Here is a 15,565-nt window from a genome sequence, read left to right as displayed (position 1 = left end):
GGGTTGGTAAGAATTTCATGGAGAAAAATATGAACTACCGCCTGATTGGGCTGGCTTTTGCAACCGTGCTTTTAGTCGGGTGTGCCAGTAGCTCGTCGGATCACATGGAGCAGGGCCGCTCCGATCCACTGGAAGGTTTTAACCGGGCAATGTTCAATTTTAACTATGAGGTTCTCGACCCTTATGTCGTGCGGCCGGTGGCGGTGGTTTGGCGTGATTACGTGCCACAACCCGCCCGTAATGGGATGAGTAACTTCTTGGGGAACCTTGAAGAGCCGGCCAGCATGGTCAACAGCTTCTTAGTTGGTGATCCATACAATGCTATGAAGCACTTTAACCGGTTCTTCTTGAACACTCTTTTGGGGATGGGCGGCTTAATTGACGTCGCCGGTATGGCGAACCCGAAACTGGCGAAAGAAGTGCCGCACCGTTTTGGTAGCACCTTAGGGCATTATAATGTCGGTTATGGCCCCTATGTGGTATTACCGGCCTATGGCAGCTTTACCCTCCGTGAAGATGGGGGCGATGCGGTTGATTACGTCTATCCGGTGCTGAGTTACCTGACCTTCTGGATGTCAGCGGGTAAATGGGTACTGGAAGGGGTAGAAACTCGTGCGCAGCTATTGGATTCCGATGGTTTGCTGCGTAATTCCTCCGACCCTTATCTAATGGTGCGTGAAGCCTACTTCCAACGCTATGATTTCCTGGCGAATGGCGGGCAATTGAAACCGGAAGTTAACCCTAATGCTCAAGCTATTCAGGGCGATTTGGACAGTATCGATTCCGCTAACTGATAAATGTGCTATCTCGACAAATAAAAAAGCGCCGCGAGGCGCTTTTAATAGAAGTTTAATTTACTGAAAACAAAGGTTTTTTGTTTTGGGCTGTCCAGATAACGTCCATCTTTGAACGTAAAAAAGCCCACAACTCTAATGTTGTGGGCTTTGTCTTCTGTTCGATAGCGAAATACTTTAAAGGTTGCGGGTTTGATGCTCGTCGCCTTATTTGCTTTTCTGCTGATGCTCCCGATAAACCACTTGGCATCACCTCGCGGTGGCACAAAATGCATTTATTTTATGGGAGCAGGGTACTCTGAAGCCGTTGCGCGGCCACTTCAAAGTAATGCTCATTAGATTCAATGCCGATAAATTGACAACCTGTCTTTAAGGCTGCGACTCCCGTTGTGCCTGACCCCATGAATGGATCCAGTATGATGCCATTGGGGTTGGCTGTTTTTACCAATTCCGCCATCAGTTCTTCGGGTTTGGCTGTTGGGTGCAGCTTTTTCGACGGGATAACCGGAAAGGTGAGACAACCATCGAATGGGCCGTTTGGTGAACTTTTCAGCTTTCCCTTGCTACCCCAGACGATGTATTCGCACTGGTGGCGAAAGTACCCGGTATGCGGTGTTCGTGAGCCCCGTCCTTTGTTCCATGCCACTATTCCACGCCAGACAAAGCCGCTGGCTTGAAAAACATCTGTTGCGGCGGGCAATTGTCGCCAGTCGGTAAATACTAACGAATAACCTCCGGCCTTAACCGCTTTGCAGGCGTGTGACATCCATAACGAACACCAGAGCACCCAAGAGCGAGCATCCATATTTTCGCCATCAAACTCTTCAAAACGTTTGTTTTCTTCGTTCAGATATTTGCTGGTTGGGGTAGTCGTCGTGCGGCCACTTTTGTGTGTCGCACCTGAGCTATAGGGTGGGTCGGTGATGAGAGCATCGACACTGCCCGACTTGATGAAAGGGAGTATTTCCAGTGCATTCCCGCAGTAAAGCGTAGCATTGCCAATCTGGCGAACTTTGATGTGTTTAAGTTTACCTGGCGGTAGTTGTAATGTGCTGTTCCCCACGAACATAACCTCTTGCTTTGGTGGGGTGCTCTGTGGCGCTCAATGTAATTTGATTAAGTGTTTTGCAGCGCGGACATTTTACTTCGATATATTCAAATGAGGCGCGTGCGAGTAGTTTGTTGCAGTGCTTGCATCGTACATTCTGCGGCATTCGCGGCACCTCTATCGTTGTTACTGTACTGCGCTTATATGATATCAAATCGATCGATTTTGACGATCGATTTTATTGTATCGATCTGCTTTGTCTATATTGCGGTTACTGGCAAAAAGAAAAGCCCACGGCATTAGGCTGCGGGCTTTGGCTTTGTATGGAGTTGAGTTTTTATAGCCGGGTGCCTTTCGGACGTAACCCAAAGCAACCGAATAGCGGGGGATTACTCCCCCGCTGCGGTTTCTTACAGTGCCTGTTGTTTACACTGTAAGAATGCCGCAATCTCTGCGCCTCCCAACTTGATGTGCACCTCACAAAGTGAGTGGCGTATCATCCAGATGATGAGTACCGCCGTAATGCAAATCATGGCGGTTTTTAGCAGTTTTTGCGACATAGCACTTGTCTCCTTTTTGGAGAAGCGCTAACCTTTCACTTGCTAGGGTGAAAGAGTTAGGCCTCGGTTAAACAGCAATGTTTTCCGGGGCCTTCGTCTTTCTGGCCTTCAGGTAAACCTTCCAGCCATTGGCCGAAGGCACCCGCGTGCATTCTACCTTAGCCCGTTTTTTCGTTGCAATAACAACACCCTCTCTCTGGTCTTGAGTCCTTAAAATCTGTTTTATAGAATATACGTCTCCTTGTGGTTGAGACTTGTCATACTTGCTTGCTTTTCGACTGAGTGGCCGGTGCTTATGCACCGGCTTTTTGTTTTTTGCTCATGGTCAGCGATAACTTTTTCCGCTGTGCAGTGATCCTTTTTTCAGTTTTATTTTTGTGTGTGATTGTTCGCAGGCCGCGTCAAATCTGGGTTTGTGGGTTATCGTCTTTTGGCCTGAGATCCAATCGAGATCATCATACGCTCACGTAAAGTATGAAAACCCTTTATTTATCAATAAAATGTCTTCTCATTACACTTTGTCGCGATCTTCTTAACCGCGCCAGAATTGCAAAAAATTTCAATGGGTGAAATTTTAGAACCTGAGGTTCCGCCCAGTGCCGGCGCTGTCTGGACGCTGTTTTTGCACAAAAGAAAACTGAAAAGTAAAAACTTTGCGAAACCCGAGGGTTGGAGGGAGTGGCTCGGTTTCCGTGGGTGGATAATTTACGTGTGCGTTTTACGTGCCTGTGCGCGCTCAGTGGGTCATGGCGGGGATTTCTTGTGTCTGGTAATAAAAACGCATGGCCAAAACCATGCGCTGTGTGTGGTGGGATAGGGGCGTTTTACGTCAGGCGATGAGGTCGCGGTATTTGGCTTTAAGGGCACTGGCCTGTGTGGCATCGGCAGCGAGTGCTCCGCTGTTGGTGGGTGTCCCTGTGTTGCTGTGAGTGTGACTGGCTGCGTGGCTGGCCAGTTGTTGCACCAAATCCAAAATCTCAATCAACAGGGTGAGCAGGTTCAGACCTGATTTTGTGCGTGCGCCGCCTCGGCCGATAAAAATACTGGGCGCGACAAGCTCCAGTCCCGCTCCCGCCTGGGTGCGTCGATGTCCCCCCATTTTTTCTGACCAGTCTCCGCTCAGGTTCAGTTCGGCACTCTGAAGTTCGGCCAACAGGGTCTGGGCTTTGAGCAGTATCTGGTTCTGGGCGGCGATGTTGTAGTCACCGTCTGACAGTTGGGTGATGTGTCCGGCCATCAGAGTACTGGTGCCCAGTACGGTGGTGGTGTCGGTGGCCTGTACCGTGGTGGCACGTACGGTGGTGGTGCGTTCTTCGGTGTCGCTGGTGATGTGACGTTGTGCCGATTGTTCTTTTATCTGCTGGTCGGTTTCCCGGTGCCAACTTCCCTCGGTGGTGACGCGTTGAAACACCTCTGCACGCTGCTGTTGCAGTTGTTCGCCGGGCTTGATGTCGGGCAGGTTCAGTCCGGAGGGCAGCACCTGTCTGATGGTGGGCTTGTCCGGACGGCCCTCAATATGGGATATCTCCACCAGTGTTCCGGCTTCCGGGTAGGCGAAACAGCCCGCCTCTGCGCCCGCCATCGGGACGGGGAGCGGGACGGCGGCATAGGTCGGGGTTCCAGCTTTATCGTTGCCGTTTTCATCCAGCAGTTGCACGTCTACCGCGTATTTGGGGCGGAAAGGGTCGGCGGCATCGCCAAGGGTGGCCGGTTCGGTCGGGGCTACAACGCGTGCCAGTCGGGTGCGCAGGGTGCCGTCAGCCAGTTCCGGGAACTGCTCCTCGATCTGGCGACGTAACGGCGATTTGGATATCGGGTTGCCGTTTGTGTCGAGCCGTTCCCACGTCAGGGTCATTTCCTGATTATTGAGTGCCACGCGCGTGATCCGCCCTGCGGGAAGATTGATGCCGGGGCGCACGGTCTCCATAAACATCAGGGTGACGCTGTTTCCCCCGCTTTGTCTGAGGGTATATTGCGTGGGGATGTCTGGCAGGGTGAGGCTGGCAAAGCGTGAGTCTTTGGCGCTGCCGACAAAGACCGAGCCATCCGGCATGGGGTGCCACACATAATCCGGAATGGAAAAACTGCGACCCAGATGGTTGAGGAGTTGAGTTCCACTGCCGCTGTGGGTGAAGTGTGGAATGGGCGTATGCATGTACGCGGCGTCATGAGAGACAAAGTTGATGCCGCTCTGCTGGCTGAGATTATCCAGAACATCTCTGAGGGTGGGGTGCTGAAAAGCGCAGGGAAAATCAAAATCCAGAATGGCGGCGGCTTCGCGGATAAACAGACGGCGAGCGCCATTCTCAGCGGGTTGGTCACGTTCCACATACCCTGAAAAATAGCGCCATGCCTCACCATTGCGGCCAAGGTCAATCTGTACCATGGCACTGGCGAGGCGAGTTTCCGGGGGCTGTTGGGTGAGCGTGACAAAGCCGCGCCCGGCGGCATTGAGTGCCAGCACTAAACTCAGGTCGGCCACTTCGGCTGCTTTTCCATTGATAAGGCAGCGCTGGATAAGTTTCATGTTTTCTCCTCCTTCACGCTGCCGATGCCGAGCCCATCCAGTACGTGTCCGGCACCGTCATTGATGAGCTTCCAAAAACCTTCCTGTGTGTTGATTTTTTCAGGGGCGGTTTCGCTGCCGTTCTGGGTTTGTTGTTGGGCGGTGACGGTTTTTTGTGTCCCGCTGCGGGCATCGGCTTTTTCGGGAACACTCAGTTTCTCTTTCAGAGTGAAGGTGATTTGCCAGTGCATTTTCCCCTGTTGTTCGGTGACATCCACGCCGCCGGAGAAGACCCCCTGTCGCATGTTGATGGCCTGTGCGGTGGCGTTGGCGATGCGGTAACGCTTTTTTCCGCCGTGGCTGTCGGTGGCTTCGGCCAGTTGAAAAATGCGTGTCAGGATTGCCTCGTCTTTAAAATCGATGATGCCGGAGACGCGCATTTCCTTGGCCTTGGTGCCTTGCTGGGCGCTGCTGGTGCTGGTTGACTGTCCCGACATGTCTTTGTCGGGCAGGCGCAGGGTGACGCTGACGGCAATGTTACGCAGCAAAATAGCCTCGCCATCGAGGGCGAGCACGATGATTTGTGTCATGTTAATGCTCCTCGCAACGCGGACAGGTCAGGGCCAATAAACAGCGCGAGGGCAGAGAACACCTGCTCTGGGTGAGGGATGTTTTCCTGTATGTCCGTGCGGGCGGTCTGAATATCGCCGGTACTGCAAAATGCCCAGACCGGGCAATAGTGTTGCTGTAATGACTGGCTGCCCTGCGTGATGGCAGCAAGGGCCTGTGCGCGTGCCTGTTTAAACTGGCTCAGTGCGGCGGTCAGTTGATTAATGCCCCCGGTGCCACTTTGGGTGGCTTGCGCGATTTGTGCGGTGCGGGTGAGGTGACGCGCGGTGTCTACCGACAACGTAGTGGGGGGTGGGAGTCCGTTGCTGGCGCGAGCCGGGCGTTGCATTCGGGTGGTGGCCAGTGACAGTTGTGTGCGGGCCATTCGGCTCATGCGCCTGATTTCCGGCAACGGAAAGGCGTCAGCAAATTGGCCTGCCAGTGTCAGAAAGGCGTCCAGTGACGGGGCGCAAAACAGTATGGCCACCATCTCTTGTTGACCCTTAACCCCGTTCAGATAAGGGGGTAAGGCAGCCACGGCATTGGGCGGGCTCAGGTAGCGCCCTGATGGCGTGACGTTGCCTGCGCCGCCTGACCATGGATGCAGGCAAAGGTGCGAGCAGGTGAGATTGAGGGCAACAGGGCGCAGTGTGGCTACTCGCCACTGATCTGGACGTCGTGTCATTTAATCCACCTTAAACTTTCGTATCTGTTGCAAATCAGTGAGTGGGGTAAGGGCGTCTTTCATGTTCCGTTGTCGCTGATAAATCCTGTTGTTGCGCTCCATCAGGGCCAATGCCATTGCCTCACTGAGTCCCTTGAGTTGTTCCATACTCAGTGGCACTGATTCATTATTGGCATCACCCCACGGCATCACATCACGCGAGTTTGTGTTAGCAACAGCAACTACAGGTGATAAACGCGCCATCGACTGTTGGTCTGCATTCCATGTCCGGCCTGCGTATTCAAAGGTGATGCTTTGTGCCTCCTGTTCCAGTCGCCATGCGTTGATTTCCTGCCATTTTTTCTCTCTGGCGGCCTGTAATATTGCGGGGGTGACTTCAAAAGGGGCAATATTGCCATAATCTCCCCTGATCAGTGCCCGCCAAATGGTCTGTCCCGTTTCGGTGGTATCGTCGGGAGTGGCAGTATAGGACAAGTATTCCTCCATTCCTGCAAATTGAACTTCGCAATCAATTGCCCCACTTTCCAGATAGCGAGGATTGATAATGTTTTTAATGTCCATTTGACCTCACGCTATGCGTATGAATAGTCCAACAAAGGCTTCCGTTTTGCTGAGTGTTATCAGGGTACTACCTGAAAGTGCAATAAAACTTCCTGCTTGTGGGTGTGAGTTTGGCGATGTAACAATAAACTGTGGCGTGGAGGTGTAAGAACCTGATGTGCTACATTTTGCTGAAATTGATAACATTCCCAATCGCGAACCTGAAACACCTTTTCCTCTGGCAAGGTTACGGTTATTGTCATCATCTGAATCACCACAGTAAGCCGCAAAAATTAGGCCGCCGACACCCGGTGACCTCCACGAATTACCGGTGGTTGAACACAATGCGTTAGTAAAATCACTGATTTTTAACTTGAGATTTTCCCAACCGATAAAGCCATCGGCGCTGATACTATTGGTATGTAACCGGTTAAGATAAAGGTCGCCATTAACCCCGCTAAACAGGATGAGCTTCCCTTTTTGCCTCTGGTCTTCATTGTGACCTACTGTGGACGGAATAATGATTTCAATCATTCCCGAAAAAACCACGCCCGGTATAATTTGTTGGCTGCCCGCAAACTGAGAAACATAATACCGTCCGGGTGGTGTTTCCCTTACCCATGCCATAAATTCTGCAGGCCCGTTATTGCCACTGAAGTACTTCGTCCGACGAAAGTATCCGCCAAACCCCAAAGCCCCCGGTAACGCCAGCCGTCCCTCTGTGCGGTCATAGATATCCGACTGAACGTTCATGGTTGCTGCATGACCCAACCCAAGATGAGTTCGCGCCTGTTGCTGCGCATCCGTTCCGACATCGGCGATTTCAGACAGGTTGTTGGCGGTTTTCAGGGTAGCCTGAGTGGCCTGTTCGCTCCGCTCAGCCGCCTGCTGTGCGGCTTGTGCGGCTTGTATTGCTGAAAGGGTGTGCTTGGCGGTTGTTTCGATAACCTCCTGAAAGCGGTAGGTGGTGATGCGCAAATCCTCCCAGTTGTTGGCGTTGGTCAGGCGAGCGATGGGCGCAAAGTGGTTAATGTCATCATCATCGGGCACAGTGAAACCGTGCTCCAACTGATAGCCGGTGATGGGGGTACCGTGAGGGGTATGACCATCAAGCCATGCACGGATATAAAGGCAGTCGTTCTCTTTCAGTGCAGGGAGGGGGGCCTCCTGTATTTCAATGCGCATACCGGCAATGTAGACCACCCCTTGGGTGCAGCGGGCTTGGTTGTCACGCATCAAGATGCGTGCGCAGTCATTGATAAAAACATGATGCCCGTAAAAATCCTGCAAGGTCTGAGTGGTACGGGCAGCCCCGGCGCGTAGCCAGGCATTGATGTCCAACTGCCAGCTTTCCGGTGGCGTGGTGATATGTGCGGCCTGCGCTATTCCGTTGTAGATGAGCACAAAGTTGCGGATAAGGGTTTCACCGGCCACTTTGTGTCGCTCCGGAGTTTTAATGACGCCACACAAGGTGCGGCTGGCCTGATGGATAAGACAAATCCAGTCATAAGTAAAATCCGGCACATCCGCATCAATGACAGCACTACAGACGATGGCATTGGAATTCAGGTGCCCATATTTAAGTTCGCTCACCGTATGGGTGATATTTTCCGGTGGTGGCAAGGTGTCATCCCGCGACGGCTCCCGCCCCATTCGGGCAAAGGCGAGGGTGTCCGGACGAGCGGGGAGATTGTTGATGGCGCACTGGGCCATCCATTGCTCAAAGGCTTGGGTCAGGAAAACACTCATGGATCGTTGTCTCAAATGGTCTGATGGTTATTTATTCGGGTTTTGCTAGCCACATGATGTTGGGGGCTGTCGAGATGTCCACCCGGTCAAGCAAAACGCGATATCTGCGCCATACCAGTAATTTGGCCTCGGTGGTTTCCGTGCCCAGCCCCAGCTCAATACTGTCCTGAAGGGTTTGGATTTTGGCGCTTGCTTCGTTGAGCAAAGCCCGTTTCTTCTGCTCTGCTTCGGCCAGATGGTGCTTTTTCTCGGCGTTTTCGTCTTTCACCCACTGTGAGCCGTCCCAGCGGTCAAATTGGCTGGTTGGTGCCAGTGATGTAAAACCTTCAGGTAATGGCCCCAGAGCAATGACCGGGCGTGAATACCCCGTCTGTGTGTCGTATGCATCTGTACCGCGATAATCTTCGGTATATTCCCACTGTTGGGCGTCTTCATTAAACACAACCGCATACCCTGCTTTAGTCGGCAAAGGGGCTATAAGGGTGCTGGAGCCGGGAATACCAGTATAAGGAGCAATATATTCATCCGTTTCTCCGGTAAACTCTTTGGTTTCATAGTGATAATTAAAGACAGTGACAATCTGCGCTTTGTCAGACATTTTAAAAGTCATGGTTATGCTGCCCTCACAATGTAGTTAAATGCCATATTGACGGGACGGTTTTCATGGGCAGTAGGCACTACGCGGGACGCATCAAATCTCTTGGTTGTTGCTCCATTATCACCACTATTATTGGCATGGTGTCCAAAAGCATTACCTTCCTGATAGAACGCGCCCCCACAGCCATTCCAATATGAGTTACCGGCCAACCTTTGAACGTAATACCCAGTAATGTTCCTGATGGCATCCCCTTGAAAACTGAGCAATGCACGACCTCCATCAAGGTTGCGTCCATTGTCCCAGCCACGAATAAACAGGCCGCGCAAATCAGGTAATACGCCATTCGGATAGGCTTTTGCCAGTTGCGGGAACTGTGTCTTATTAAATGCCTGACCATGACAAACCAGCCAGCCTGCTGGCGGTGTAGCCAAAGGCCAAGGCAGAGGGATACCGACAGGCAAGTTATCCGCTGTTTTTAAGTAACGAGCGTCGCTTTCAGTCTGGGTAAATACGTTTATGTTGCGCGTAAAGCGGCTCTTATCAGGTATATCAGCGCCGTTCTGGCTTTTTTGCAGTGCACCTGTCGCTTTATTGACGGTATCTCGCAAGCCAAGGTTATCGACAAAACGTGGTTTATCGGGAATATCAGCGCCGTTCTGATTTTTTTGCAGTCGCGTATTGGCGTTTTGGTTGGCGGCATTGGCTAACTCACAGGCCGTTTTGACCGCTTTGGGGGTGGCTGCCCGGTCTTCGGCGTCGCTGTCGGTGGCGTTGCTGTATTGTGCAAAACCCTTTTCCGTCAGGCTGGCGTCGGGGTGGTTGCGGGATTTTTCGTGTTCCGCCAGTGCGTTGTGTTGCTGTTCGTCGGGCGTGGCCGGACGCAGGTCTTGGGTGCTGTCTGCGGCAATATGGGCCAGCGGGGCGAGATAGTGGGTAAAACCCGCCTCATCAAGGTAAGTGGTGAGAGGTTTGGCGCTGGCGATGAGGGTAAATGCCGTGTGCCATGCACCGGTGACCGTGCCCTGCCAGCAGGCGTCTATCCAGAGAGTATCTCCCGGCGCGGCGCTTAGGGTGTAAGGGGTATCCAGTTGCACGCGCAACCCGTGGACATAGCCCACCCCGGCGGCAATGGTGGCCTGCCGGTCTTGATGGCTGACCCGAAAGCCCTCCCCGAAAAAGGCGGTTTCACCGTAGTAATCCTGCGCCATGAGGCGGCGAGTTTCGTCCATCCCTGCCAGCCGGGCGGTAAAGTCAATTTGCCAGACATCAGCGGCCACATCGACCTGCATGGCGGCAGCTGCGCCGTCAAATTCCATCACAAAGGTACGGGTTAGGTTGTTGCCTTGCACCCCGTCGGCGGTTTTGATTTTTTGCTGAAGAGGGGTGTGCGCAATCATGCACAGGGTCTGGCTGGGGGCGTGCAGCAGACCAATCCAGTTGTAATCAAAATCCCCGACGGTGGTGTCCAGTATCACCGAGAAGGCGACCGCATTGGGGGCGATAAGGCCGTATTGGGTGACGGGCATCTGATATTGTATGCAGGCCGCTTCCGGGAGCGTTTCATCTCGCGGAATATCGGCGTTGTCATCCTGATCGGGGATGTGGGCAAAGACAACGGTATCTGGCCGGGCAGGCTGCCCGCTGATGATTTGGTTGGCGCACCACTGCTCATAGTGTTGGGTAATGATGGTGGTCATGGGCGGTTCTCGTCTTGTAGCGTGTAATGTTCCACCGAAGCGTCATAATGCCCGCCTTGCAAGTGAGCATTGAGATAAATTGTGTCGGGTGTCAGGGTAGTTAGGGCTGTGTGATAGCGGTACTCACCGCCAAACTCCCCCGCCGTGACATGCAGAGTCTTCTGGTTCACCACCTGAAAAAAATAGCGGCGGCAGGTACGACCATACTGGCGGATAAGCTGCATCATCAGGGCGTTGTTTTCACTGAGCTGGGCATCATTGATGCGTAACGAAATGACATCCCAGTCATGTTGCAGTTGACGCTCCAGTGTCTGGACATCCCCGATATTGAGACGCTTAAAGATGCGCTCAAAACCTGCCCGTTCCCCGGCATCCTGTGCATTGATAAAGGCGTATTTCACGCGCAGGCGAAAGAGGGCGATGGGTTCGCCCTTAAATCGGGTGATATTGCGCTGATAGGCCAGCAGGTTGAGCAGTGACTCGGCGCAGGTGTCCACGTCAATCTGTGCCAGTGGCCATGTCAGCCAGCGGTAGACCCTTTCCCAGTAATGGTGGGAGGCGTGAGCCAGTGTCAGGGGTTCCCCCTCGTTCATCCATGTGGGCAGCGTGATATCCGGGAGTTTGGGGAGGTTCATGGTGCCACCTCCACACGCAACTGGTTAAGACGTGGCACAGCCAGCCCACTTTGAATGTCGGAGAGGGAAAAAATCACCGACTCCACCTCATGAAAGTGTTGGTGAATTTCCTCCCCCAAACGGGACATGCTGAAGCGGCTGTAGGGCCATGTTTTTTGTACCTCGTAATCACTATTTTCCCGAAAGGCGCAGCGCACCAGATTGCCCACGTTACGGCACAGGGTCAGGGTGTCCTCGTCGTTCAGGTTCAGGCTGGCATAAAGGTAGAGGGTCACCGTCAGATCATGACGGGTTTCCGGCAGGGCAAAGGCGCGCAAATCATCGCCATGGCCGTGGTACCCCTGCACCATGATGTGGTCATTGATGGTGTCCACAAAGGGGGCGGAAGCAATGCCGGTGTCCAGCAGAATATAGGCATTGGCGGTGCCGGGGCCGCGTGGTGCATCGTGTTCAAAATAGATGCGGTCGGCACTTATCCCAGCCACGCGGGCCATCAGACCACGGTAGACGGCGTCGATATGATAGGCTCCGGCCAGATTGAACTGGTTGCGAATACGATCGCGCAGTTCGTCGTCACTCTCTTCATTGGCACCCGGCGTGGCCAGCCAGTTCTCGTCATTTTCCACCGAGGCAATCCCCTCAATGGCGGTGGGCAGAATGCGGTAATAGCCCGGCGCGAGATTAAAGCCTGCACCGGCATGCTCGGCGGTCACGGCAATGCTCTGGCTCAATACACCTGCCGGGATGAGCGTATCGCTCAGGGTGGTCAGGGTATAAATCACGCCATTGATACGTTCGGTCTGGATTTGGGTACCTGCCGGTACGGTGACGGCCAGTGCAATATCCTGTTTGGTAAAACGAATGGTGCCGCCTGCTGGTGTGGCCGCCTTGCGTTGCAGGTTGACCGCCCAGGCAAACACATCCACAAATACCCCTTCGGCACTGGCCAGAAACAGGTTTTTCATGACCACCTTGACGAGAGCATCCTTTAACCACATGACCGGGGTGGTGGTGATGGTGGTCACCAGTCGCCAGAACGGTGACATGCGGGATGTGTTGGTGATAATGCCCTCGTCTTTGGCGACGAGATCAAATTCGGCGCGTGCCTGTTCCTGTGTGACAGGCATACCGTGGTCGGCCAGAATGCGTTCATAATCGACTTGTGGTTTGCCGTTAATCATGCAGTAAAACCTCAAAAGTGAGCGGGGCGTCGTGAAAATCTTCGGTGTCAGCCCGTATCAGTAGACGACCGGAGAGGGGCGACTCTTCGGTAACACTGACGGTACCCGGTGTAATGCGTTCGTCATCTTCGATAAGCAGCACCATTTGCATCATGATGTCGGCGCGCAATGTGGGGCTTTTTTCCGCCAGCAGGCGTGTGGTCAGCCCGCTTTCGATAATGGCGTGCTGGCAGTCCTGCGCAATGCTCTGGCGGTTGTTGCACATCACCGGCTCGTTGGCGCTGTTGAGGGTGAAGTTACGCCCGGTGATAAGCAGGTCGATATAAAGTGGTTTATCAGTAGGCATTGAGCTCCATCCATTCCTGCAGGTTGGTGGGGGACGCATCCTGAATATTCACCGTGAGGTTGTGTGTTGAGTTATCAATCGTGGTTTTGCGTTCGCTGTTGTTCTGTATCTGGGTGGCAAGGCCACCCTGTCCGGCAGTGAGGGTGTTGCCACCGGTGAGCAGCGGAACGCTTTGTTTTGGTGAGGTGTTTTCACCAGATGCCAGTGTTGTGGGAGCGGGAATATCCGGTGCGTCAATGCTGATCCCCGGTATCAGATTGATTTTTTCTATCATCCATTTCAGCATGCTGTTGAACATGCCCGCGACGGAAGACCATAACTGGTTAAATAACCCGCCAATCAGATTGACGAGATCTTTAAAAATCTCCAGCGGCGAGTGGGTGGAGAAATAATTCACCGTGTTTGCCCACCCCTGACGGATCCCCTGCCAGACCTCGCCCAGCCAGACACCCAGCTGACCAATGACACCGGCCACCCACTTAAAGGCGGCGGTATCCATCAGGGCGGTCTTGATTTCATTCCAGCGTGTGATGAGGTAGTAAATCCCTACCCCCAGTGCCGCCAGTGCCAGAATGATGAGTGTAATAGGGCTGAACAGAAGTTGCGTGGCCACGGCGGCACCGGTGGTGGCGGCGGCGTAGATTTTGGTTGCGATGGCTGCGGCGGCCAGTGCGGCGCTGTATAACCACAATCCGGCCCGTCTCAGGCCTAACAGCACCAGCTCCAGTTTGGCCTTGATATTCAGGGCATTCATGGCGATAGCCAGTGCCAGATAGAGAGCGCGCGTCAGCCTGACGGCGGCATTTAATACCGTTATGGTAAAAATCAGGGTGCGTTTTAACAGAATAAGCAGACGCAAAGGGGCGGTGGCTGCAAGCCATGCCAGCCTGAGACCCGCCCAGACAAATTTAGCCACCCCCACCACGATATTGGTGATGGCCCCCACGGCGGCCAGCGCAATCAACGCCCCGGCCAGTAAACCTATGGCGCGGGTGATATTGGGATAAAGGCGTAACCATTCGACAAAGGACTTGCCTCCTTCATTCGTCTGGTTAATGAAGGGGTAGAGTACCGGCAGTAGCTGTGTACCAATCTCAATACGGATGCCGTTAATGACGGCGAGCGCCTGCTCCCATGGGTCGGCCATGGCTTTCGCCATTTCAACAGCTTTATCCATGCCTCCGACCTTACCCAGAGTGGCGATATTCTTTTTCAGCCCACCAATATCAGCATTCAGCAGTTTGATCATGGCAACAGCTTCATCTGAGCCAAACGCTTTTTTCAGCAGGTCAGAGTCTGCCACTTTGGAGAGGTCGCCAAATTTGCCCTGAATGAGGTGCATGATCTCGGTGACGCTTTTCATGGTGCCGTCTTTGTTGACAAAATTCAGCCCCAGCGTTTTCTGGGCTTTCCCTACCGAAGCAAGGAAGGATTTGTACTTGGTACCGGCTTCACTGCCGCTCATGGTGGCTTGTAACTGTCCTAGCACGGCAAACTGCTCGGCAGCGTCGATGCCCGCCGATTTAGCACTCGCACCCAGCGTGGTAAAGGCGGCTGACATCTGGTCGCCGGTGGTCTTGAACATCTGCACGGCGGTAGCGGTCTGGCCGGCAAGTTGCTCAACCCACTTTCCTTTACCCATGGCATCGGCTTGATCTTTAAAGATGCCGTACAGGGTGCCCATATAGGCGGTGATGGTCTGGCTGCTGGATTTGGTGGCGGCCGCGACTGTGGCGGAGGCGGTGGTGAATCGGGCCAGCTCGTTATCTGTCAGACCGGCAATAGCCGACTGGATATCATAGGAAGCCCGCACAAAGTCTTCCGCTGCACCACCATATTCCATGGTGAAGTCAATGGCGGCGTGCTGGAGTTTTCGCAGCCCTGCCTCGGCTACCCCCAACGATTTGACCTCGCCCAGTGCTCTGTCCATCTCGATGGCGGGTTGCAGCGCCCCCTTGATGGCTGCACCCACGGCCCATAAACCTGCGCCCCCTACAGCAATACTTTTAAAGGCTGCCCGGCTGGTGTTGGCGTAAGACTGCACCTGCCGACCGGCGGCACGCAGCGGTTTAGTCAGTTTGTCGGTGAGTTCGAGGAGCAGTTCAAGGCGCTGTTGGGTCATGTGGAACCTTTAAAGGCGCGGACAATGCCGTTGTTGATGGCCGCGCTCATGTTTTCCCAGTAACGATTATCCAGCCACGCCGCACAGGCCAGAGACTGCGGGGAGTCGTCTTCGCCCGGTAGGTAGTGGCGTCGCAATATCAGCAACTGGGTGAACTCATTGCGGGCAATGGCACCCAGATGCGTTTTTATTTTTTTACGATGATCTCCACATCCGGCACAAACTCATTGTTGACCGCTGTGGCAATGTTGGCAGGCATACCCGGTTTTTCCAGCAGTTCGTTGAGTAATTCGCGGTGCTCTTTGATGACAATACGGCGCAGGTAGTTTTTTAACGGCGCGATTTTGTTGTCCGGCATAAAGTCGTTTTGCAGGTCGTTGTAGTCTTTGGTAGTGGGGGCAAAGCTCAACTCATGCTCCCCGATTTGCAGCGTGATAAGGGTATCGGTCTGGGTGTTTTTCTCGCTCATGATGATGTCTCCGGTTAATGGGTTAA

General features: G+C 53.5%; 17 protein-coding genes. 1 reads left to right on the top strand and 16 read right to left on the bottom strand.

Features of this window, described 5'->3' with window-relative positions; all coding sequences use genetic code 11:
* Window positions 1-29 precede the first annotated feature (29 nt).
* Complete coding sequence (mlaA, locus tag DX162_RS21300) at window positions 30-794, top strand: phospholipid-binding lipoprotein MlaA (RefSeq protein ID WP_080548342.1); 765 nt, start codon at window positions 30-32, stop codon at window positions 792-794.
* Window positions 795-1,074: 280 nt separating this feature from the next.
* On the opposite strand, the gene DX162_RS21290 is transcribed toward mlaA, so the two are convergent.
* From DX162_RS21290 to DX162_RS21205, 16 genes are all read right to left on the bottom strand, one after another.
* Entirely contained in the window at window positions 1,075-1,863 is a 789-nt protein-coding gene (locus DX162_RS21290; protein ID WP_004391954.1) for a DNA-methyltransferase, read from the bottom strand.
* A complete protein-coding gene (locus tag DX162_RS21285; RefSeq protein ID WP_071777664.1) occupies window positions 1,823-2,008 on the bottom strand; it encodes a Com family DNA-binding transcriptional regulator in 186 nt (61 codons plus the stop codon). The genes DX162_RS21290 and DX162_RS21285 overlap by 41 nt, the downstream gene beginning before the upstream one ends.
* A gap of 244 nt (window positions 2,009-2,252) precedes the next feature.
* Complete coding sequence (locus DX162_RS21280; RefSeq protein WP_004391955.1) at window positions 2,253-2,402, bottom strand: Hok/Gef family protein; 150 nt, start codon at window positions 2,400-2,402, stop codon at window positions 2,253-2,255.
* Window positions 2,403-3,231: 829 nt separating this feature from the next.
* Complete coding sequence (locus DX162_RS21265) at window positions 3,232-4,929, bottom strand: hypothetical protein (RefSeq protein ID WP_032820557.1); 1,698 nt, start codon at window positions 4,927-4,929, stop codon at window positions 3,232-3,234.
* Complete coding sequence (locus tag DX162_RS21260) at window positions 4,926-5,498, bottom strand: baseplate complex protein (RefSeq protein ID WP_032820558.1); 573 nt, start codon at window positions 5,496-5,498, stop codon at window positions 4,926-4,928. Before DX162_RS21260 ends, DX162_RS21265 begins: the two co-directional genes overlap by 4 nt.
* Window positions 5,495-6,202 carry a hypothetical protein gene (locus tag DX162_RS21255; RefSeq protein WP_004391959.1) on the bottom strand — a complete coding sequence of 236 codons (708 nt, stop codon included), beginning with the start codon at window positions 6,200-6,202 and terminating at the stop codon, window positions 5,495-5,497. The genes DX162_RS21260 and DX162_RS21255 overlap by 4 nt, the downstream gene beginning before the upstream one ends.
* The gene (locus tag DX162_RS21250; protein WP_098080938.1) at window positions 6,203-6,763 is read right to left on the bottom strand and encodes a DUF4376 domain-containing protein; all 561 of its coding nucleotides are present in this window, start codon (window positions 6,761-6,763) and stop codon (window positions 6,203-6,205) included.
* Between the two features lie 6 nt (window positions 6,764-6,769).
* Window positions 6,770-8,491 carry a phage tail-collar fiber domain-containing protein gene (locus DX162_RS21245; RefSeq protein WP_115155891.1) on the bottom strand — a complete coding sequence of 574 codons (1,722 nt, stop codon included), beginning with the start codon at window positions 8,489-8,491 and terminating at the stop codon, window positions 6,770-6,772.
* Window positions 8,492-8,522: 31 nt separating this feature from the next.
* Window positions 8,523-9,101: a tail fiber assembly protein gene (locus DX162_RS21240; protein ID WP_004393650.1), complete on the bottom strand. Its 579-nt coding sequence runs from the start codon at window positions 9,099-9,101 to the stop codon at window positions 8,523-8,525.
* Window positions 9,102-9,103: 2 nt separating this feature from the next.
* On the bottom strand, window positions 9,104-10,786 hold the full coding sequence (locus tag DX162_RS22735) for a phage tail-collar fiber domain-containing protein (protein WP_227744186.1): 1,683 nt from the start codon (window positions 10,784-10,786) through the stop codon (window positions 9,104-9,106).
* Window positions 10,783-11,421 carry a phage tail protein gene (locus DX162_RS21225; protein WP_004392857.1) on the bottom strand — a complete coding sequence of 213 codons (639 nt, stop codon included), beginning with the start codon at window positions 11,419-11,421 and terminating at the stop codon, window positions 10,783-10,785. The genes DX162_RS22735 and DX162_RS21225 overlap by 4 nt, the downstream gene beginning before the upstream one ends.
* Window positions 11,418-12,602, bottom strand: a complete 1,185-nt coding sequence (locus DX162_RS21220; RefSeq protein ID WP_098080932.1) for a baseplate J/gp47 family protein — start codon at window positions 12,600-12,602, stop codon at window positions 11,418-11,420. The genes DX162_RS21225 and DX162_RS21220 overlap by 4 nt, the downstream gene beginning before the upstream one ends.
* Entirely contained in the window at window positions 12,595-12,948 is a 354-nt protein-coding gene (locus DX162_RS21215; protein WP_032821002.1) for a DUF2590 family protein, read from the bottom strand. Before DX162_RS21215 ends, DX162_RS21220 begins: the two co-directional genes overlap by 8 nt.
* Entirely contained in the window at window positions 12,938-15,070 is a 2,133-nt protein-coding gene (locus DX162_RS21210; RefSeq protein WP_004392854.1) for a phage tail tape measure protein, read from the bottom strand. The genes DX162_RS21215 and DX162_RS21210 overlap by 11 nt, the downstream gene beginning before the upstream one ends.
* On the bottom strand, window positions 15,067-15,216 hold the full coding sequence (locus tag DX162_RS22390) for a DUF6890 family protein (RefSeq protein WP_169311123.1): 150 nt from the start codon (window positions 15,214-15,216) through the stop codon (window positions 15,067-15,069). Before DX162_RS22390 ends, DX162_RS21210 begins: the two co-directional genes overlap by 4 nt.
* A 41-nt stretch (window positions 15,217-15,257) precedes the next feature.
* Entirely contained in the window at window positions 15,258-15,539 is a 282-nt protein-coding gene (locus tag DX162_RS21205; protein WP_004392853.1) for a putative phage tail assembly chaperone, read from the bottom strand.
* Between the last annotated feature and the right edge of the window lie 26 nt (window positions 15,540-15,565).

The sequence above is a fragment of the Yersinia kristensenii genome (assembly GCF_900460525.1).
Taxonomy (GTDB): Bacteria; Pseudomonadota; Gammaproteobacteria; order Enterobacterales; family Enterobacteriaceae; genus Yersinia; species Yersinia kristensenii.
This window is presented reverse-complemented; position numbering and strand designations above follow the sequence as displayed.